The following is a 21,311-nucleotide window of genomic DNA, read 5'->3' on the forward strand; positions in this document are numbered from 1 at the left end:
GGTGGAGTTTGTTGATACTCCTCTTGGTCTTTTGGTGGAGTTTGTTGATACTCCTCTTGGTCTTTTGGTGGAGTTTGTTGATACTCCTCTTGGTCTTTTGGTGGAGTTTGTTGATACTCCTCTTGGTCTTTTGGTGGAGTTTGTTGATACTCCGATTGTGGCTCAGAGTCTTGACTCACCTCATCATCGGATTGTTGTTTTGGGTCTTTGTATCCGGTCGGTTGTTCGGGTGGTGGAGACTCTTGTTCGTATCCAGTTGGTTGCTCTTGTTCGTATCCAGTTGGTTGCTCTTGTTCGTATCCAGTTGGTTGCTCTTGTTCGTATCCAGGCGGTTGAGACTCTTGACTCATCCCATACTCCGACTGAGCTTCTTGGTTCACTTCCGAGAAGTTCACTCCAGCGAGGATCGCTTTGGAGAACCTTACATCCGTAACAAGAGTTGCTCCAGAGAAGTTCGCGTTGCTACAATCTGCATACTCGAGAACCGCATCATTGAGGATGGTTTCCGACAAATTAGCTTCAGAGAGATTCGCTTTCGAAAGGTTTGCCCCTGAAAAGTCAGATTTGTATAATATTGCCTTAGAGAAATCGGCCTCGGTAAGCGATCCCTCAGTGAAGTCCACCCTCGTGGAATCATCCAAGGGATCGGGGGCGAGGTTTGCTCCTGTGAAAACTGCCTTCGAAAGTTCTGCACCGTTGAAAGTGGTGTTCACCAGCCGTGACTCAGAGAAATCGGCGCTCTGTAGGTTCGCGTTCGATAAATCCGTATTCGAAAGATGCGCCTCTGAGAGGGTTGCCTCAGAGAGGTTAGCCCCGGTGAGCTTTGTTCCCCCTGTGAGATTCGATCCTGTGAAGTCGGCAAACCTGAGATCTGCATCTTCGAGGTTTGTTTGGGAGAGAACCGCATCGACTAATTTGGCGTTCGAGAGATCCGTAGTCTTTGAGTCCTTCTTATCCAACCTAGCCTCTTTTAAATTTGCACTTTCAAATGAGGCTTCCGAGAGATCTGCTCCCCTGAGGGTGCAGTCATAGAGGTTCGCTCCATTGAGGATCGCTTTTGCAAGAGTCGCCCCTGAGAGATCTGCCTTTGAGAGATCTGCGTCCGAGAGGTTTGCGTCCGAGAGATCTATCCCTGGCAGTACTGCACCTGCGAGCATTGTCCCTTTGAGAGATGCCGACCGAAGATCAAGATTGGGATCATTTTCATCCTCGGTTATTTTTATGTAAGAGAGATCTGCCCCATCTAATTTTGCTCCCGAGAGGGTTGCTCCACTAAAGCTGGCATAGGGTAAACTCGCGTTAGAGAGGTCTGATCCGTTTAGGTTCACTCGATCCAACTTCGCCTCAGTGGCTCGGACATTCGACAATTTGAGCTTGTCGGTAAGTTCTAGTCCTTGTAAGTCCATGCCATCAAGGAATACCGGGTCTGATTCTTTTTTCTCTTCTTCTAATCTATTTATGAGATTTTGAACCGACTTTTCGTTTTCTATCGCACTTGCGTGCCAGATACAATGATCTGTGCCACCCCACTTTGGGCGAACACAGTGTGCCGTGTTCTCATCAGAACCATGATCCCAGTATTTCAATTTAGCGGGTGGTAGCGTGTCCTTTTTCCCGCCTCCATTCACTGTCTTCTTTTCCACTTTGAAACCGCACCGCTGCTTGTCGCTGCTCGAACCCATACTTAACGAACATTCCCTGTACATTTATAATTATCTACATATTGACTTCCTACACTCTAAATGCATAAGACACATTTTAGATAGTGATTAGAGAAGTACATTTTTAATTTCTATTAATCATAGAACATAAGCTGGTTTCCGATGAAACAGTTCGATATAGAGGTTTCAAAATCGAAATTGGCTCAACTTTATGCACTATCAAGTAGAATGGTATCCAGGAAAGTCGATACGATGAGTTCACAAGAACAATACACAGAGTCACAAAGAACCGATCTCCGGTCTCCTGAGCGAAATCACTACTTCCACGGGAAGCTGATGACTGCTCGGGACATGGAGACAGAGCAACTCTACCACAGAAACCGATTGCACGATGTCTCCAAATCCATTCTGGGAGAGGGCCTGGTCTGCGGATTAGCAACGAACATCAAATCGAAAAGCAATCGGCTGGAGGCGACCATCAAGCCAGGACTTGCGCTTGATGATCATGGTCGATTAATCACTGTGACTGGAAAGGAGTCAGTCGTTGTCAAGAACCGCAGCACCAACGAACCGACTCTTCCTGAAGATGACCCAATTTATCTGTTTCTTGAATACGAAGAATGCCATACCGAATTGGTTCCTGTTCCTGGTTCGGAAAACGCCTGTCAGGAGGACTGTTGCCACAATCGGATTGTAGAGAAGTTCAAGGTAACATACACAGAGGATGAGCCACAAGAAGACAAGGACGTACCCGAAGTTGAATTCCCCTCTAAAGAAGAGTGTGAGAGATCAGATTACTCTGCGTTAGAGACCATGGCACGAGCCTACTACGATGAATACTCCGCTGAGTGCAAACGGAGCGATGATTCGTCTCTCTTTCTCGGTCGATATGAAAAACGAGGAAAGGACGGCCTCTGGGAGTTAGTCGACGATCCATACTACGGATCCCCGCTCGTCTATACTAATGACATGCTATACGCTATTATCGCACAGCATGTCACAGACTTCGATAATCCACATGAAGTAGAGGCGTTGAAAACGGTCAACAACGTAGGGACTGAGAAGGGTAATGTCGATATCGTTTCACCGAGAGGAACGATCTCAGTAGACGCGAAGACCGATCCGGACAGAGTGGTTCTTGAAGCATCGGACAAAATCGCTCGTCAGGAAAAATTAGAGGAATTAGAGGAATTAGAGGATAAGGTGGATCAGCAAAACGACCGAATTAAAGAACTCGAGGAGAAGCTGGATGACCTCTGCGACCGTTTCGACGAAGGGGAAATAGAGGAGAAGGGTGGAGAGTACGAGCAATCTGATGAGTCAAGTGACCAATAACTACACAGCAAAACAGGCCAAGTAGATTGGGAAATTGCTACAAGGGGGCTTCATCTCAGGCCTCAAGACAAATCTACATCTTCATCAAGTCTTGATTTCACTCCGAGTTGTCCACCACGCTCCCGCTCAGTCAATTTCGAGTCTTTGCCGAGGTTTGACTCATCTACAACGAAGTCTTGCGATTCTAACCGACTATTGACTCCAAGATACATGTGGTCACCCACTCGACCATATTTCTGCAGCGAGACTACTCGACTGGTGGTGTGAACCGGCTTCTCGGAGTCGATGATTCGCTCAACCGTCGCGCGTGTGTCGTTGCTGATGGTTGGGCCGAGCAATACGGCGAATTCCTGTGGACAACTAAGCAGTCTCCTGAAGGGTGCAACAGCTTCGTTCGTTGTCTCTTCGCTGATGTCGCTATATTCGAGAAGTGAAACAAAATGGCCGTGGTTACTCTCGGAGGTGCAATCTCGGTCTTTGGCTTCCATCTGTCCTCGGCAGTCGAATCCCGACGTCCCGACCATCGAGCGTTGATTGTCAGTATTTGAATCACTCTCTTCAAGGCCAGGGTCATTGATCGTCGGAGTTAGAGTCACTGGCACGCCACGGAGATAGATATCGAGCAACTTCAGCAGTCCTCTCCTCGTTCCACGACGTTTGAACAAATAGGGCGCTTCTTTGATAAGCTCTCGTTTGGCCTTCTCGGGCCACGAATCGTCTTCTGCAACCGCGAGCCAACTCCCTAACCATGACACAGAGTCTCCCGGAACGGAACGTGGATCGAAATAGCGAGTTAGTGCTGCGATTTCGTCATCTATCTCCGCAAAGGAACTCTCGAAAATCATTAAGAAACGCTGCAAGAACTCTGCACTTGCTTTGTCTTCTACGAAAATCGACGGCAAGTACCGCAGGTACGAATCGTGCGAATAGGAGACCCGAAGCGACTCAACAATGGGTGATGCGTATTGACTGCCGGCTATGTCGACCCTGACCCAGAGAAAACGGTTCCCCTCCGATGGGACGAGCGCTTCGCTCTGGTTTGATTCGTGAACTTCGTTCCATGAAATGTCGTCTCCAGCAGACCACTCTTCGGTCGAGGTCGCATAGAAAAGTCTGACTTGTGTTTCAGGGGGTTCGTTTTTCAGTTTAAGGCTAATTTGGTACCACTCCGGCACGATCGTACCCGTATCGAATTGCTTAGTCAATCGGCCTGCATAGGTATCTTTCCAGCGTTGAATTGCATACGCTGCATTGAGAAGCCAGACTTCATTTGAGTCACCGCTGATGGCGTACAGTTCTTTAGAATCTGCCCCTCTTTTATGTCCGCGGCGAAGTCGGATACAACTCTTTTTAAACCCGGTGAGCCGCTCAAACCTGCCGCGATTCACATCATACCTTAGGAGCGTCTTTTCGGACGTTGCTTTCGGGGCGAGTCCGATAACAAGCACTCCTTCCTGAATCGCTTCGAGACTAGCGGCATCATCGAGAAGACAAAGTTGACCGGAAGTTTCCGGCATCTCCGAGCTTTCATCGTCCTCGTCTTTTGTAGCCCTATCGTCCGAAGAAGTGGTATGTGCAGCTGTGGCGTACCGCTTGAGAACGGAATATCCTTGTTCGTTTATATCGAGGATGTAGAGATCGCCACGATCATCTACGGTCAGATCTACCGGGCGGTGAAGCTTTGAGGCCACGAGTCGTGTTGTTTTGTCCTCTCCTACACCGACAACGAATCCCTGTCCGTCACCATGTCCGCTGTCAAGGACAAAGACCTCGCGACTCGACTGCCCAGTGACAACACGAAGTGGATTCTCGAACGGCTTTTCTTCGTCGAATGTGTCGATTATCCACCGTGTCTGCCACAGGTGAGCAGAGATGACCTCCACGTATCCCCTATTGTATTCGTCGTTATCGGCTTCACAGTTGTCCATCTCATCGGTTTGTGAGGTCTGTTGACTATCTTGTCCGGCAGTAGTTTCCTTTTGTGCCTTCTCCCTGGTGTCACCCTCATCGTCGGATTTGGAGTACGAACCGATGACGTAGATTGTTTCCTTCGTGATACAGAATCCTGTTGGTGAGTGACGGTCATCTTCCTCCCAGCAAGGAAGACGATTGAAGCTTGTCTGGCTCGGATCTGAACGATAGAGTTCACCGTCTCCTCCGAGGAGATAGAGCAAGTTACATCGGTCGGTGTCGACGTCGATTGCGCAGATGTCGTCGGTCTCGATATACTTGGGAGACACGTACGTCGGACTGTCTTCCCGTGAGAGCTCGACTCCACTATCGGAAATCTTGACGTTCTGTTGGTACCAGCTTTGCCAACCTTCGGGAGTTCGTGTATCGATAACGGTGTATTCAGTGCTCATTTACATTCTCCGGGACGCGATGTACTCCGTGTATCGTATTGGGCGACGATGTTGTGATCATCAGGTGAGAGTAGTGCTGTCTCGTCGATGATCACGTTTCCTTCCGAATCAAACCCTCGTTCATTCTGAGCCTCAACTCTGAGTTCGGTCACACATTCGACCCCAGGAACATTTTCGATTTCTTCGTAGAGCTCCGAGCGGAAGAGCGACCGCCCAAACGGCCAGCCATCGCCTTCGAACCCTTCGAGCGGGTGAAGGAACGTATCTAACCCTTGCTCGATAGCACGTATCCGGTCGTCGATCGAATAGTTCGGATCGAGGCGCACTTCAGCGTTCACACTGATAGTAACATAGGAGGGGCCGTGAACTGAAACGCGATCTGTCAAGAGGCGGTGTCTCTCTATGTGTTCCGCGACTGTCTCGAGAAACTTCGAACTCGGTGCGGGTTCGTCGACCGTGCTGAATGGGACGACAATCACTTGCACTTCATAATGCGGTTCACAGGGTTCGGGCACGTCTCGTTTCACGATGCGTGCAGTTGTCCGACCGAATCGAAGTCCTGGTGTATGTAGGGCGATATATTCGTAATCTTCCGGTGAAACTGCCCGGTACGGGACGTGCTGATCATCCGAGAGCCGATCGAAGGCTTCATCGAGAGTCTCGGCATCTTTTCCTCCCACCGCCGGTTCTACAGGTTCCACTGATACCTCTGATAGCGTTCCTGATATAGATCGATTCAACAATCCATCTACTAGCTGGGACGTAGCGTCCTCGAATTCCCACGTGGCTTCTTGGGAGACGTTTCCTTCGGATCCACCCCCCACGACGTAGCTTGTCGCAGAGATCGTGGCTCCTGTTGGGGGTATCTTCCCACGGACTCCGTCTCCAAATCGAATCTCACCCTGTGTGTGGTTCAGTACGTAGTGTTTGCTCTCAGGAGTCGAAATGTCGAAGTGATTTACCCTATCCCACCGTTCACCTCCGACACGGATTGTGAGTCCCTCATCAAGTATCGGACTGCGCTCGAAAGCGAAGATCTGACCGGGTTGGCCTGTTGACTCCGACTTACCGTCGGGGTTACGGAGAGGTTCCCCTAGTTTGTCTTCATCGTCCGCTTCGTATTCAACTGTCCACCTCTGGTCTGCTCTCACGATATTTACCGCAATCGAATCGACCGGTGGTGGCACTTCATATCCATCTTCTTTGACGACACATCGGATCCAACGATACGCGCGATTCTCTCCGAAGAGGGCACCTCCACTTTCTTGCCACGTGTCATTCTCAGGCCGTCGGAATGTCACGTCGCCACTACGATAGAACCGATAAGTTTCATCGGACTCGACTATCAGTGGAACCCATGCTTCGTCGAGATGCCAGTTATCATGGTCGTCGCAATATTCCCAGACCAGCTCAACCGATGGCTCAAACTCGCTCTCCTCATTACACGAATCCGTGAATTCGCCATGTGTCGCAGGCTCAGGGAGATCCTCCTCGTGGAGCGTCACTGTAAGCGAGAGCGTGTCGGCAGCGGTGAAGGGGTCACCTTCGAAGCCGAGATAGAGTTCGTTGCCCTGTGCTGCAGACTCTCCGAACGCGAGAAAGTACATCCCTGCTGTCTTATTTGTGTCTGAGTTGTCGAATCGACCGTGGCGTCCATCAGTGAGTACTCGTTCGAGCTGAGCCTCGGTTAGAACGACATCTTCCGTCGTCTCGAATCCTTGGATCACATCAGTCATATCCGTCGCTACAAGCTTCGTTGACTCTTCAAGCCTCACACTTCCCGAGCCATCCGGGGGGGTCATCGAGAGCTTGACAGTGGCCGGTTCTGGTGGTCTCGGCTTCTCACCCATTAGTTCGAGGTACTTCAGCTGATGAGCGTCGGTAATCTGATCGAGTTGGTACGAATACGTCTCAGCAATCCATGACAGCAGCTCGAGAATCGTGATCCCTGGGTCGGAGGCATTGTGATCGGTCCATGACTTGGAGTAAACCGGAATCCGCTTCTGTGCTTCTTCAATGATCTCGGCATACTCCCGGTCGTCTAGTTCTGGTATATTGAGGCTCATGATGTTAGACTGTATCCCCATCAGTTGTGTCGTCGTTCCCTTCTTCTCCTTTGGCTCGTATATTATGTGTTCCGCTGAATACGAGCGTATCCTGAGCAACCTCTGGGAGGTGGTCGCCTTCTGTGACCGAGACACTGGTCTGGCCACCATGGAATATGATTTTCAAGGTTTGGACGTGATCGACACCATCCACGCGTTCGAGGAGCCCGAAGAAGTCCGAGAGACAGGGCAACTCACCGAATCTCCATCCTTCCTCATTTGAACCGCCGGTGAGTGGATGAAGGAATGCCTTAATCCGACTGTTCGCCGCTTCCTCAACCGCGGATACGCTCGATACACTTCTCCTGTCGATTACGAGGTCAGTGTCGACAACTACCTTGATGTAGCTTGGCCCGCGAACAACGATACGTTCGGGAGTGGGTCGCGTGAGACTCGCAGGTGCCTGTTCATGCAACGCGGCCTCCACACGGTCGGTGACCTCCGGCGACGGCACTGGTTTTGGTTCATAGGTTCGTGGGACAAGCAACACCGTCACCCATCCAGAACGAGACTTCCCGCGCTGATCCATACCAGGGATGCATCGCACGCGGGCGAGATTTCTCGACGCAGTTGAGGCGATCCGTTCGACGTCTTCTCTTGTGACCGCCCGATTTCGATCTTTGAGTACCCGAGGCGCTCGATCGAGTGTTTCGGCTGTCGTCTCCGCGTCAGCACCACCGCTTGCCGGTTCTGGATTGATCACCGATTCAACGAAAGGAAGTGCGCTAGTCAGAGCGGTCACAGAGCCTGTCCGAACATTCCCGTCGACACCACCTCCCGTTCGATAGTTCGCTCTGATGTTATCGTCTCCTAGTGGCGGAATCATTCCACGATCACCATCGCCAAAGGTGAGCATTCCCGCGGTTCGGTCGATAAGGTAGTGTCGTGCATCCGCTGTTGAGTCGACGAAGTTGTCGACCGCAGTCCAGCGAACCCAAAATTCAGTAACAGTGCCACTCTCGTCCGTTAGCTCTTCCACGTGATCTGGGTGTTCACGCTTCAGTTCTTCCCTCGTGTCTTCGGAGAGGGCAGCCAGTTCTTCGATCCAGACTGCCTCTTCAATTGCTGGCGTGTTCGCGAACGCAACCGTCTGGTTCGGTGTCCCATCGCTTGATCTGAGGAGTTCGTCCGTTATGGTGCGGACGTTATCTGCCCAACCCGCGTTCGGATAGAGCCCGCGGAGTAGTGGTGGCGACCTCGTCGGTGTCGGATCCGTCGCGAGCACGAGGGGTTCCATTGCACCGGATGAACGTGGGGGTTCATCCGCTGCTGGGCCTGAGCTATTAGCTTCGACATCTTCATCATCGTTTTCGTCTTCTCCAGTTGATTGGGCATCGGTTTCACTATTCGGAAGATCACCCGTCGGTAATGCACCAGATTCATCATTTCGGTAGTACGTTATGGTCTTTCCCTCTGACGTCTGTAATGCGATTATATCGGTTGCTTCATCAGTGTCATATGAATCTCCGAAATCGAGTATGAGATCTATAGAGTCATCTGCGTCTTTTGTAATCCCCACGGTGAGGGTTCCACCAGGAGGAATCGCTGAACCACTTCGGAACCGACCAATCTGATCGCCGTCCTCAAACGCAAGCTGGTAATCATCAAGGCAAACGGTCTGTACGCCTATATTCCGAATGACTGCTTTTTCTTTTTCTATATCAACGTCAGAAATTACTATTTTCTGCCCACTCGGTACTCTGACCTTCTCGTCTACTGAGTCGAATTGACTTCCTGCCAGTCGGGCGCGAATCCAATGGAGTCTGCGTCCGAATCTCTCGAACGCAGTCGTCGGGTTTGAAAAGACAAGACTGACGATACCGCGACGCGTGAAGCTCTCTGTTCCATCCTCGACGTTTAATTGTTCCCATGATTCCGTCGCAGGGTTCTCGCAGTACTCCCAGCGAGCCCGCGGGAAGAAGTCGTCCGGAAATGCTTTCTCCGCTGCTGAGAACAGCAGCTGGATCGGCCCATTATCGAGTACACCGTCAAATCCCATGTAGATCGTCTGTGTCTCATCGGGGAGCCGTCTGAACGGACTAAACGGCGGTTCAGTCTGATGTACAAGACGGTTGGCTTCGTCTTCGCCGTAGGTGAGATTGTTATACGCAACAACGTGCTGAGGGTCGGACAGTACGATCTGTTGTGCCTCATCGCTAGAACTCCCTCCCGACGTAAATCGCGTTATCTGCCGGTCGGATTGGCTAGATGAGTTCGCTGAAGACCCATTCATGTGAAACAGCCGCAGTTCACTGAAGCGTGGGACAACCTCTGCGATCATCTTCCAGATATTATTTGGTGTTTCCTCGTAACAGACGTAACCATCCTCCAGTACACGAACTCGAATCCAGTGTCCATCATGCCCAGCAACGGTTGTTCCCTCAGCATCTTCTGGGAGATCAAAGGCTACCCAGCCTTCGGAAACAAAGGAGTCGTCAAGGTTCGGCAGATAGTCCCAGCCGGTACCATTCCAATATTCCCAAGACCGATTAAGTGGCGGATCTTTGTCTTCACATTCTTGGGCTCCTAGAACAGAACCATCTTCCATCTCCTTGAAAGTCATCAGGATTCTATCCCCCTTCTTTGTGAACACCTCATCGGAACCTATGTAGAACGCGTCGAGTGGACGGGGAACCTCTCCGAATGGAAAGATCTTTTCCGATGAATTTTTCTTGGATTCTTCATTCGGCGGTAAGGGGACGTCGTTCGCGAGGAGCATATCCGGTGTAGTGCCTTCAAGAGATCCTAGCTGTTGAGTTTCCCCATCGACAAATTCTTCCAGTTTTTCTTTTAGTGGATTATTATCCTGCGTAAAGTCTCCGGACAGCCCTGTCAGCGAGAGTGAGATGTCGGTGACCTGTACGCCAAAGAGTCCTTCGGGTCTGCCTTCCGGTGGTTGCTCGCATCTGATCCATCTTGACTCAATTACAGTAGCGTCCGGTTTTCCCTCTGAGGATTCAGTAGCGGTTGTCGTTTCATCGTCGGCTGCCGCTGGATCGGCCTTCGGTATCGTCGTCTCCACGAACTCACCACCTTCTGGAAGAGTAAAACTGAGCACCGTCTGACCTTCAGTTGACAATTCGTCTTCGTCCTCATCCAGATCTCGTGGTTTAAGACAGAGTTGATGCCATTTTTCGACTGGTTCTCCATCGATTTCTTTTGTCCCGTAGTACGTCCACTGGAGTTCATCAAACACGTTCTCCTGGGTTTGAGCGTTGATTCGCACCTCGAACTCCGTTCCGGGTTTCAAATTAAAAAAGTCCCCGTGCCCGAAATATAGCATGTGTGATTGTTTGTTCTCCCCCTTGAACAACCGAGGAGTGGAACCAGACTGTGCCCCCGGCTGGTGTTCGAAGATTGCATCGCCATCCCGATAGACGCTATATGCCCTCTGGAGACGTGCAGGTGTAGCTTCGAATCCTTCTCCGTCGGCGATCTCAAAGGTCTGCTCAGGTTCGTCTCCCTCGGGCTCGGAGATTGTCTGTGTCCCCGATGGGATTGTGACGTTCTCGGGAACGCCCTCAGCAGTCTGAAAGACGAGTGGGAGGCGCGCAGGCTGTGGCGGTTCTCTACTGAAGCCGAGGGCGTCGAAGAATGCAATTCGATGTTTCTCCGGTGTCCGATCCAGGCGTTCGGTGACGTCTTCTGTGATTTCTGCGAAGAGAGCGAGTAGTGCCGAGCCGACGTCGCCTGACTCGGGATTCCACTCGGGCGTGTAACTCTTCGCTCGCTCGATTGCTTCCTCACGGAGGGCATCCCGTCGACGTCCATCGACTTGCGGTGGTGGAAACTGTTTCATTGGTCACTCGTTGAGGTAGAACGGATAGACAAGATTGTCCTCCGTGTTGGTTTGACGGATTCGGTACTCAATATGGATGAGGAGCTTTCCTGAGTTGATTTCTTCAGTGGTGATATCGACGTTTCGAACCTCGATTCGGGGTTCCCACTCGATGAGTGCCTCCTCGACACTCGTCACGATCATGGTCACCGTCGCTGTGTTGAGCGCAGCAAAGACGAAGTCATGGATTCCGCAACCGAACTCTGGTCGCATGAGACGTTCACCTTTCGAGGTTCCGAGGATGATTCGGATTGATTCTTTGATATCTCTCTCTGCGGTTGCAATCTCCATCTCGCCTGCACTGTCGGGCTCGACTGGAAACTGCCATCCTGTTCCGAGGAAATCTTGGTCTGAATCCATCATGAGTCCCTCATCCGATTTGCACCGTCGGGCATCCCATGGTGATCGTGTTCGGTGGTCCTGCCTCGACAACCATGTCTCCCTGTCTGGCGGCCGGCATGTTGTTGATGAACACTGTCGGGCTCCCTATCGTTACGACCCCTCCCACATGGGGTGGAAGTGTCGGTGGTGTGAGTGGACAGGTATGGAAATCGGCGAGCGCTCTCCAAGCAGGTAATCCACCGATGAGTACGTTGAAACTTCCTGATCCTGCAAGTGGTGTTCCGTGACTTGTTAGGTCTGTTACTCGTGCAGCTGGTGGCATAGATGTCTCGTGTTGTTTAGTTTATTTTGACTATCGATCCTTTAAGCGTCAGGATACCTCCGGCCTCGACGCTCACGTTTCCTTTTCCCTTGATGTTGATCATCGTCGACTCGACATTCACGGTGGCGGCACTCGACACGTCGATTGACCCTGTGTTGGAGTCAAGGTCAACCGTGTTCTTCCCCGTCCGATCCGCAATGTGAATCTTTTCACTCCCTGTGGAGTCATCAAGGACAATGGTGTGTCCGCTGTTCGTTGTAATTTCGATATTACCGGCGGTATCGGAATCGTTCAATGTTATCTCGTGACCACTCCGTGACCGGATCGTCCGGACGTCGTTCTTCCCATCGGCGTTGTCCTCGGGTGGTCTCTCTTCGCTGCTCCACAGTGCTCCGAGCACGTATGGATAGTGGATGTTACCGTCTTCAAAGGCGACGAGTACCTCGTCACCCACCTCGGGGAGGAAGTAGGTTCCCCGCTCTGTGCCCGCCATCGTCGTCGCCATGCGAGCCCAGTAGCTCTCGCCGTCTTCAGCCCGCCACGGGAACGTCAGCTTGACCCGCCCCATCCCGTCTGGATCTTTGTTATCGGTCACGATTCCATTGGCCACGCCGCGAATCGCATCGTTACCCATCTCGTCCGGAGGCTCTGCGAAGCTCATGACGCCACCTCTTGAACCAAGCGAGCCTGGAATGACGTAGTGTACCCGCCTGTTGAAATCGAATGGTCTGCGCTCTCGATGTAGTACGTACCGCTAAATCGATCCGTCAGGCCGTCTAGCTGCACTGTCGTCCCGGCGACAAGCTCCGGCAACCCGATCGTCTCGCCACTCCCTCGAACCCGATTCTGACGGATCCGAGCGTCCTCGGATTCGGCCCTCCGTTTAGCTTCGGCTGTTGATTCCACCGGTGTGCGTATAACCTTCGTCTCTCCGTTCGGGTCGTTCCCCTTGACGGAGGCTTCGATCTTCTTTCTGCCTCGCCGATTACTCCATTCGACTCTGATTTCTTTGACGTCTTTGGTCTTATTGAGTTGGGGTGAGAATGACAGCAGCGATTCACCATACGCGAGCTGTACCTTCGGCGGTTCGCCGTCTCGGGGTGCTCTGAACCCAAAACTGTCGCGTTGAACGAACACTTCGTAGTTATACCGTTTAGCGCGCTCCGTGAGGAAGTCGTAATCTGTCTTGTTGTCCTGGACGATCCGCGGAAGTTCAAGATCCGTTTTGTCGATGGTCACTTCGTCGAAACCGTACTCGCCTCTTTCGAGTACCTTTTCGACGACGGCAGCGTCCGTCACCCGATCTGGATTCGGGTCTTTGTCCCATGTTTCGCTTTTCGTTCCACTCATCAGTTCATGCAACCGTCCATACCCACTCACACCGATGGTTGGAACACCGTTCGCTGGGAACTCCGGCTCTGCCGATTCAACCTTTCCAACAAGCATCGGCTCAAGTGCGTCTCCATACCCCATCGAAATCTTTGTAACGCCTTCTGTCTCGAGGAATTCCCAGTCGATGTCCTCGAATTGGCTTTCTTCTGGATTGAACAGATTGTTGAGCGTGAATGAGAAGTGGTTTGCCTTGGAGTGGCTGGTGCTGACTGAGAGATCTGAAATGATACCACTGGCCTCGGTGAGTTCCGTCCCCGCCAAATCGATCTTGAATCGAGGGACATAGAAATCGTTGTACTTCTCTCGAAATGCTGCGAGACTCATTTATGCCTCCAGTGTTGGTATCATGAGTTCGTCTCCTGGACGGAGTGTTCGAGGGTTGGTGATTCCATTTGCCTTAGCGATTGGCCGCCATCGTCGAGGGTCACCGTACTCTGCGGCTGCAATTAGCCAGAGCGTCTCGTCTTCGGTCACTCGGTGCAGTTTCGTTTTGTCTGCGGATCCCCGTGGGTTCTTCTTTTTTTGCCACTCCGGAGGGTTGTACTCCTTGAATGTCACGTTCACGCGAGCACGAACTGGAATTCCCTCCGGGAGGAACATCGTGAACTGCTTCTGGGCGCTCTGCAGGACGCATCTGAAGTTTAACTTGCCCCAGATGAAGCGACAGATTGGCGGTGCGTGGCGTTTGCCCTCGACCTGGAGGAGTTCGTCAATTTTGTCCGTGTAGTTCACTCGAACGTCCTTCTCATCTTCCTCGTAGGTGTCGAAAAACAACTCCATCGTGAGCGTCTCGGCTTCCCCGCCCGCGAATTGTGTCACGGGGGACGTGAACCCCGGTAAACTCTGGTCTGCAAACGTTGTCGACTTATCCAAGTTGTACTCCGTCGGGTTGAATTTGACGGGGATCTTTTTCCCACCCTCAACTTGGATGATCGCTTTCTTTAGCTCCGAGTCAGTCGCATCAGGCATCTTTCATTCAGTGCCCCCGTCGCTCCTGTTCGATTCGGATTTTTCGTTCAAACTTTGTGTATAACCGGTCGACTAGGCGGTCGATGCTTCTACTCGATTCCATTGGCTGATTGTCAATCGATGCCAGTGATAATATATCTAACCCTTCTATATTGTCATGTTTGTCGTTACCCTGGCTCTTTTGGGAAGTGGTAGAATTTAATTGTCTGTTGGTATGTGCAGTCTCGCTTCCTGAACGCTCACTCGATTCAAGACGCGCTCGGTCATTTCTAACAGTCATTTGAGGATGGCGTTGAAAATCACCGGTTGTTCGACTGAAACGAGGGGTGATTTCCATCTTCGGAGCGTGCTCTCGTTGATTGTCTGGTTCACTGTTGTGAACAGGTTCGTCGCCGTCCGCCCCGAGAACCGTCATCGTCGTATGTGAGGTCAGTGGCTGAATCTGTTCGTGATGTGTTACGGTCTTCTCGACTGAGGGCTGAAGTCGCGAGTTCGTAAATTGCGTCCTGAGTGGTACATGAAGGTCACGCTGCTCCGATGGTTCCACCACTTTCTCTCTGATTTTGCTTTCCGTTCGATTGTCCGCTCTCGTGGGATTCGGCTTATATTCCTCTCCGAAACTGACCACTTGCGTATTGACATCATCGCTTTCTCTTGCTCTGATGACCTCACCTGTAACGTCCACCGGAGGTGAATTCCTCCAACGATTATCGGTGCTCTCGGTCGGTTTGTCCTGCCTCGGTTTAGTGAAATCCAAGAGTGGCGCATACCGACGCCCCGTTTTCTCTATTTGTGACTTTTTGGAAGATGCCTGGTGGTCTGCTCGTTGAGCGAAATTCTCTGTCTTTCGTTCACCGATGAGTCGTCGAGATGCGGGGAGTGCGGTCGATGGGGTTCGCCCTGTTCGTTTGATGGTTTTCGTGACCATCGTTGGCGATTGCCGACGTGTTGGTAACCTATCTGTCCATTTCCCGCCTATCCGTTCCTCAGCAGGCCGTTTCACTATACGAGCGGCCGTGAGGTGCGTGATTGACGGAATGTTGTTTGTAATCGTTTGCTCCGTAATTATGTCTGGTTGATAGCTCTTAGAAGTATGCTGGCTGGAGGGGTTGGTTGCTTTCCTTACCGTTTCGGTGAGTTCATTAACGATAAGCGGCTGAAGAGCAAGATACGAGAGTTTCGAGAACCTCTCGTGTTTGGGAATTAGAAAGAGGTTCAGTACCCCTGTGAACGGAGTGAGGACGATGGGCGTGGCGTTGGTAGTTTCGGTCGATTCGTCCCAGCATTGTCCTTGGACGAAGGTTATCTGTCGTGCGGTTTTTCGCATTGCTATATCTTGATGATTACCGGTGGAAGAACCTTCACACCATCCCTAAAGTAGGAGATGTGAGGTAGACCACATTGATCCACTGTCTCCTCAATCTCATTCTGATCTTCGACACCACAATTGTGCATTAGCTCATGAAGATACGTTGCAGCAAGAGTCCAATGTCCAATCCGCCAGGCGAGTTCAGTAGCCGCAATGTTGTTTCCATCAACATCACCATGGCCGTAATTTCCTGTACCTGTGTCTTTCCAAACAATTGCGCTATTTAACCGTGTTCGAAGCTCGTTCGAACTGGGAGCGCTACAGAGCGTTTGAAATCGCTCATGACAGCGTCGATAGCCATCGGGATTGTTTGCAATCCGTTCAAGGATTCTCCATGCACGCTCAATACGTTGGCGCTCGTCCTCTGGGACTATGCCATAGATGGGATTAGGAGGAGATCCAGTTCCGAATTTTTGGCGTTGAACATTCACCTTCCCGTTTTGAGACTGCTGAAAGACGTGTACTAACTCGTGTGCAAGCAATTGCATCCCTTGGCTTGTATGAGGCGAATATTCTCCCCCAGCAAATACCACATCCTGTCCAACCGTAAATGCTCTAGCATTCATCATGTTAGCAGTGTAATTGGCTTCGCTGTCTGTGTGTATCCGTACATCACCGAAACGGTATCCGAATCGTGGCTCGATAAACGATCGAATCGAAGACGGTAGTGGTCGCCCCGTTCCTAACGACCGAAGTCTGTTTTTTGAACTTCCTATTCGGGAGGGATTCGTTGAATGGATTCCGGCGTGGCGGTTCGATTCCTCGCAGTCCGTGCACCGTCGCAACTTTCTTTGCCGAAATCGCCCCCGACCGCCTGAAATCATCTGCAGAATGTGAGTATCCTGTCCGTCTTTTTTCGACCTTTCGGCAGTCGTCATTCCGGACATCCGCACAACTTGTTCGGCTACTTTGTCTGCCTCGCGCTCATACTTGTCATCTGGCTTTCCCACCTCTAGCTTCAGTTGAATTTGCTTATTCACCACGCGTCGAACCGCCTGGTTGCCGTTTTTCTGTTGTAGGACAAACAATGGATGGCGGTTTGTCCTTAATCTCGGATCGGACTCCGTACGCGCCCCTATCCCTTCACTTCGACCATCCATTTGGCGTCGGTAAGCGTTTCGACGTTCTGTGGAGGGGCTATCACTCTTGTTCTTGTTTGAGTACCTATGTGTTACTTTGCATTGTGATTGAGTTGTCATGGGTTGTACTTTACAAGATCGTGATATTCACCGAACATTTCGGGTTTAATCAACTTCCCCGTCTTTTGGAACTCCCGTCGCGTCGCCCAGATGATGTGCTCCATCTCCACCCGGTCAAGGAAGTCGAAGGTCAGTTCACCCTTTGTCGTGGCCTGTTCTGGAATTAGCTCTCGAATCGTCCTCCGTTCAGCAGAGTACATGGCCTCTGTCTCGTCAGTTCGTCGCCCCGACACAGCCAGAAATGCCGCGGTCAGGGCGATGTTCTTGATGTTCCCCCCAGTAAGTTCGAATGTCGAGAGGAACTCGTAGTCCAACTGTCCAAGTAACGTGTCCGGCTTAGGGAAGATTCCCCGCCATATTTTCTCGCGTGCCGTTCGATCGGGCAATGGAAAATCCACTCGCAGATGAATCCGCCGCATGAACGCCTCGTCAATATTCTGCTTGAAATTTGTGGTAAGAATCACCGCGCCGTCGTGCTCCTCGACGCGCTGGAGGAGGTAGTTCACCTCGATGTTTGCGTAGCGGTCGTGGGCATCCGACACCTCAGAACGTTTCCCGAATAGAGCATCTGCCTCATCGAAGAAGAGGATTGCATTGCTGTTCTCGGCTTCGTCGAAGACCTCACTCAGATTTTTCTCCGTCTCACCGATGTACTTGCTGACGACATTCGAGAGGTCGATTTTGTATAGATCCAACCCTGCATCGTTCGCAATGATCTCGGCTGCCATGGTCTTGCCGGTTCCCGACGCTCCCGTAAAGAGCGCGATGACGCCATTGCCGAGGCTGAATTTCTGTTTGAATCCCCAATCGGAATACACCCGTCCTTGATACTTAATGTGGGCAGCGACCTCCCGCAGGTGCGATTCCGTGTCCTCCGGAAGCACAATATCATCCCACTCGTAGGTCGGATCCACTATGCGACCGAGCGTGCTGAGTTTCTCTCGCGATTGGGCGCGACATCCGGCGTAAATATCGTCTGCAGTGAGTTCACTCCCATACGACCGCGACTTGGCCGTCTCGACGGCATCCGCGATTTGGCCGCCGGTCAACCGGAATTTACCGGCCAGGTCGGGGATGCTCACGTCGGCAGGTAATCCATCGACCACGCTCCAGAGTTCCAGCCGACGGTCGTACGATGGAATTGGGAAATGAGTTCCAATGAAAGTGTGGGTGTCCACGCCGAGCCGTTGTCTTGTCTTCATCGGCTCCTTACCTAACAGGTACACTCGTCCATTGAATTCGTCGAATGCTCCCAAGAGGGTCGCAACGTCAGCGTCTGATTCTTCATCGAGTGATTCGAGATTCGAGATGCAAATATCTGCATCTCGTAGTCGGGCTTCTCTAATGAGGACTTCGACGATTGCTCGAATTCCGTTGGTGAGAAGTCCTCGTACGTCTGCGATCAACAGCTCCCGGCCTCTCTTGGAGTTCAACGCGGCGACCGCAACCAACCTCCCTGCACCGTAGGGGCCATAGAAGTGGGCCATCAGAGGAGCAGACGTCGTCTCGCCGCCGTAAGAGGGTTCCTCTTGATGAGATAGATTCTTGAGTTGTACCTTGACGTCTGTATCGAGTATCAACTCCTCAAGTCGCTTATCCGGACTAGAATACGCTAATTTTGTGGTTCGATTCAGTAACGTCTCTGGCTGCCATCCGTGGTCTTTCACCTCGATGAACTCGCTGAGTGAATCGTCGATGGCGTCGGTACCGAGGAGGTAGTCAACGATCCGTTCGTCGACTACTATCGACTGCGTCGGAAGCGCTGTCTCCTCCCCACCCGACAGTCGGATGAGTCCGTTTCTTCGTAACGTGGCTGTTGGTGCGAATAATTCACGGTCGACGAGACGCTCGACTGCCACGGGAGAGAACGTCCGGAGAACGAGGTCGACCGACGGTCGTTTCCGGTTGAGATCGTCGTGGAGGTATGCATAGACCGTCTCGTACTTCGAGTCGAACTCCGGGGCGACAGCTACCAAGAGGACGTCAAGAGCGGGACGATCGAGATCGAAACGATCGGCGAGCGTTGCAAGTCGCAATTCGGTTCCCTGCTCGAGCGTCAGGCGCTTTCGTTTCTCAATCTGTTCGGTCAGGCGAGTAATGTACTCGAATTGCTCTTCGTACAGCACGCCGCTTGAAACTGGGTCGCTGCCGCCCCATCCATTCGCTCCAGGCCATAACAATCGATCGACCTTCTCGTCCGGAATGTAATAGCCAGCGAATTCCTGCGCGGATTCACCCATTTCTGCCCGCCACTGCTCGACGCGGAGCCAGAGGAGGTAATCGATTCGACTGAGCTCATCGAGTAGGTGTTCATAACTGTCGCGATATGGCTGATCACTTCTCGTTAGAGCCGGGGGAACTGTCCACTCTACTTGATCTTGTTTCTGGTCTTCTCGTATCTCTCCTTTGTGTTCTTCATTCTCCCGTGGCTCTCGTTCTTCTAATTCTCGTTCTTCTCTCCTGCTTTCCCATGGCCAGCGTATCATCGTTCCATCATCCTTTTTAGCGAGTGTATTGGTTAGCTCCGCGGTGTTCTTCCACCTTGACCTCTCATTATGACATCTTTCCCGTTTCGCCCGAGGAGAGTGGGATAAACGATTGGTACGAGAAGGTTTGATTGGACCAGGGGATCATTGAGCGCGAGGATCCCGTCGGCCGCTCTGGCTAGACGAATTACCATGTCTTGAGATATAGTTCTCTTTGCATCAGCGTATCCCTGTGGGTGGGTGAATTCAAACTCAGCTTGCAGCGTCAACTCGTTCATGCAACCCGCTCCAATCCCTCAGCGGTGATTTCGACTTCTTCCATGTTCATCACTGGCGAGATATACTCTGGTAATTACTCTCCCCTTCTTGGCAGTTCCACACAAACCCATTCGGGTGTTGTGTGACTCAGGCGAACAGACAACACGGATAATATTAATAACTAGTTAAGAAATCGAGACAAGTTTGGCTCATCTTGACGGTTATTTCGGGAATGCGTCGAAAATAATGGATCAGATCACTAAGATGCAAAGAAGTCCCATCTCGGATTCGTTTGCCGCCATCTCGTTGGTATGGATCGGCCGTGAGCTCGGAATGTCGTACGTTCGAGCGCATAGCCTGCCATCGTGATTGATGTCGTTGTTTCAGACTGTTTCAAGCACGGCCAATATCGAGTGGGAGATTGGTGTTCGAATTCATCCGCGACGTCTCGTAGACGGTTCACTCGGTGGTTGGACCACTGACCGTGTCGTGAGTGCGACCCAAAGGTCTGCTTGTTCCGACGGTTCGGCCAATCTCCTTCCCACTCGGCGCTCGGTCTCGGCGTCCGGTCCCGCCGAATCCGACGTTCCGTCCGGTTCGGAACTGGTCACCGGCCTATCGATGGTGGCGGTATCTCTCTGCCCGAGCACCTCGCTCGTAACTTCTGAACGACGCGGTGTGCTCCAGGCAGTGTCGATGCCCTCGGGCTGGAGTTCCTCGGATGGAGTCGGTAGGTCGATCGACCTGTCGAGATCGATTATCGTGTGCTCGTTCGTGCCGCATCCCGGCGTGATAGGCCGGGAGACGGAGAGGTTCGGCACGTCGTCACTACGATGGAGGAACGTTCTACGGGCGGGTGCACTGCCTGGATCGACAGCTACGCTTGTGTCGGTCTGGGAAAGTCGACCGACGCGAAGCTCGGGGAGTATGGTCGATTAGGGAGGGCGGCCCCGGTCGACGTCGCCGATCGATTCGGCGAGTTCCCGGCCTCTCGTCGTCGGTAGTCGACGTGTTTGTAGCTCATCCGCCCGTTCTACTGATGTCCGCTCCTCGAGGGCTCGCTCCTCGATTATGCGTGTTACGGGGCGGAAAATCGATGGCGATGGGACCAAGACAGTTCGTATCTGGGCGGCGTCCGTTCGATGGCTCGTCGGAGTGTACCTGTTTGCGTGGTGGACGTCCCGGGCGTTCTCGGTGGGTTTCGTAACGACGAGCGATTGGAGTACGAGATACGAGAGGTTCGAGGAGATCCAGTGCCCGTGGGTCGGAAAGCGGTTCAACACACCCCCAAACGGAGCGAGGATGCCAGTCGTGAAACTGGTGGCGTCACTATGTGTGTCCGGGTATCGTCCTCGGATGAAGATGATTTGTCGCGCGAAGCGTGGCAGTTCGATTTCGTCGTCTGTCTCCGGCATACTGTTTGGCTCCGGCTACTCCAGCGGTCGGTTGACGGTTACGGGTCGTTCCCGGATTTCATATTCGTTCACCAGCACCAACGCCCTGCCGCAGGGCGTACCGAATCCCTCACTGGCGGCCGTCGCGGTTCCGACCCCGGAGATGTCGTACTGTGGGACTCGCTTGTAGGGATCAAATCCGGGGGCTCCGTCGCCAGGCACATGGTCTCCCGTACCCGCCGTCGGCGTTCCTCTACCTATAATTTATCTTATATTAG

Annotated in this window: 16 protein-coding genes; 1 reads left to right on the forward strand and 15 read right to left on the reverse strand. The window is 52.1% G+C overall.

The features are described 5' to 3' along the window. On the reverse strand, positions 1–1,682 hold a 1,682-nt coding region (locus ACR3FE_RS23860; RefSeq protein ID WP_458210345.1), incomplete at its 3' end, for a pentapeptide repeat-containing protein. A 141-nt stretch (positions 1,683–1,823) separates the two neighbouring features. Between ACR3FE_RS23860 and ACR3FE_RS23865 the strand changes: the two genes are divergently transcribed. Next, positions 1,824–2,996, forward strand: coding sequence for a hypothetical protein (locus ACR3FE_RS23865; protein WP_458210346.1), 1,173 nt, complete (start codon positions 1,824–1,826; stop codon positions 2,994–2,996). A 62-nt stretch (positions 2,997–3,058) separates the two neighbouring features. On the opposite strand, the gene ACR3FE_RS23870 is transcribed toward ACR3FE_RS23865, so the two are convergent. The 14 genes from ACR3FE_RS23870 to ACR3FE_RS23935 all read right to left on the reverse strand — a co-directional run bounded on the left by ACR3FE_RS23870 (position 3,059) and on the right by ACR3FE_RS23935 (position 21,255). Next, entirely contained in the window at positions 3,059–5,359 is a 2,301-nt protein-coding gene (locus ACR3FE_RS23870; RefSeq protein WP_458210347.1) for a phage tail protein, read from the reverse strand. Beyond that, positions 5,356–7,446 (reverse strand): putative baseplate assembly protein, encoded by a 2,091-nt coding sequence (locus ACR3FE_RS23875; RefSeq protein WP_458210348.1) that lies wholly within the window; start codon positions 7,444–7,446, stop codon positions 5,356–5,358. The genes ACR3FE_RS23870 and ACR3FE_RS23875 overlap by 4 nt, the downstream gene beginning before the upstream one ends. Next, entirely contained in the window at positions 7,430–11,263 is a 3,834-nt protein-coding gene (locus ACR3FE_RS23880; protein ID WP_458210349.1) for a putative baseplate assembly protein, read from the reverse strand. Before ACR3FE_RS23880 ends, ACR3FE_RS23875 begins: the two co-directional genes overlap by 17 nt. Positions 11,264–11,266: 3 nt before the next feature. Continuing rightward, a complete protein-coding gene (locus ACR3FE_RS23885; RefSeq protein WP_458210350.1) occupies positions 11,267–11,665 on the reverse strand; it encodes a GPW/gp25 family protein in 399 nt (132 codons plus the stop codon). A 7-nt stretch (positions 11,666–11,672) separates the two neighbouring features. After that, complete coding sequence (locus tag ACR3FE_RS23890; RefSeq protein WP_458210351.1) at positions 11,673–11,966, reverse strand: PAAR domain-containing protein; 294 nt, start codon at positions 11,964–11,966, stop codon at positions 11,673–11,675. A 16-nt stretch (positions 11,967–11,982) separates the two neighbouring features. Next, complete coding sequence (locus tag ACR3FE_RS23895) at positions 11,983–12,627, reverse strand: phage baseplate assembly protein V (protein WP_458210352.1); 645 nt, start codon at positions 12,625–12,627, stop codon at positions 11,983–11,985. Continuing rightward, a complete protein-coding gene (locus ACR3FE_RS23900; protein WP_458210353.1) occupies positions 12,624–13,682 on the reverse strand; it encodes a phage late control D family protein in 1,059 nt (352 codons plus the stop codon). The genes ACR3FE_RS23895 and ACR3FE_RS23900 overlap by 4 nt, the downstream gene beginning before the upstream one ends. Further along, entirely contained in the window at positions 13,683–14,327 is a 645-nt protein-coding gene (locus ACR3FE_RS23905; RefSeq protein ID WP_458210354.1) for a CIS tube protein, read from the reverse strand. Positions 14,328–14,334: 7 nt separating this feature from the next. Further along, positions 14,335–15,654 (reverse strand): hypothetical protein, encoded by a 1,320-nt coding sequence (locus tag ACR3FE_RS23910; protein ID WP_458210355.1) that lies wholly within the window; start codon positions 15,652–15,654, stop codon positions 14,335–14,337. A 2-nt stretch (positions 15,655–15,656) separates the two neighbouring features. Further along, the gene (locus tag ACR3FE_RS23915; protein ID WP_458210356.1) at positions 15,657–16,895 is read right to left on the reverse strand and encodes an eCIS core domain-containing protein; all 1,239 of its coding nucleotides are present in this window, start codon (positions 16,893–16,895) and stop codon (positions 15,657–15,659) included. Further along, positions 16,892–19,381: an ATP-binding protein gene (locus ACR3FE_RS23920; protein ID WP_458210357.1), complete on the reverse strand. Its 2,490-nt coding sequence runs from the start codon at positions 19,379–19,381 to the stop codon at positions 16,892–16,894. The genes ACR3FE_RS23915 and ACR3FE_RS23920 overlap by 4 nt, the downstream gene beginning before the upstream one ends. A 692-nt stretch (positions 19,382–20,073) precedes the next feature. Beyond that, the gene (locus ACR3FE_RS23925; protein WP_458210358.1) at positions 20,074–20,460 is read right to left on the reverse strand and encodes a hypothetical protein; all 387 of its coding nucleotides are present in this window, start codon (positions 20,458–20,460) and stop codon (positions 20,074–20,076) included. 114 nt (positions 20,461–20,574) lie between these two features. Next, complete coding sequence (locus ACR3FE_RS23930) at positions 20,575–21,054, reverse strand: hypothetical protein (protein WP_458210359.1); 480 nt, start codon at positions 21,052–21,054, stop codon at positions 20,575–20,577. Between the two features lie 15 nt (positions 21,055–21,069). Then, entirely contained in the window at positions 21,070–21,255 is a 186-nt protein-coding gene (locus tag ACR3FE_RS23935) for a hypothetical protein (protein WP_458210360.1), read from the reverse strand. Positions 21,256–21,311 lie beyond the last annotated feature (56 nt).

The organism is Haladaptatus rarus, assembly GCF_054177585.1.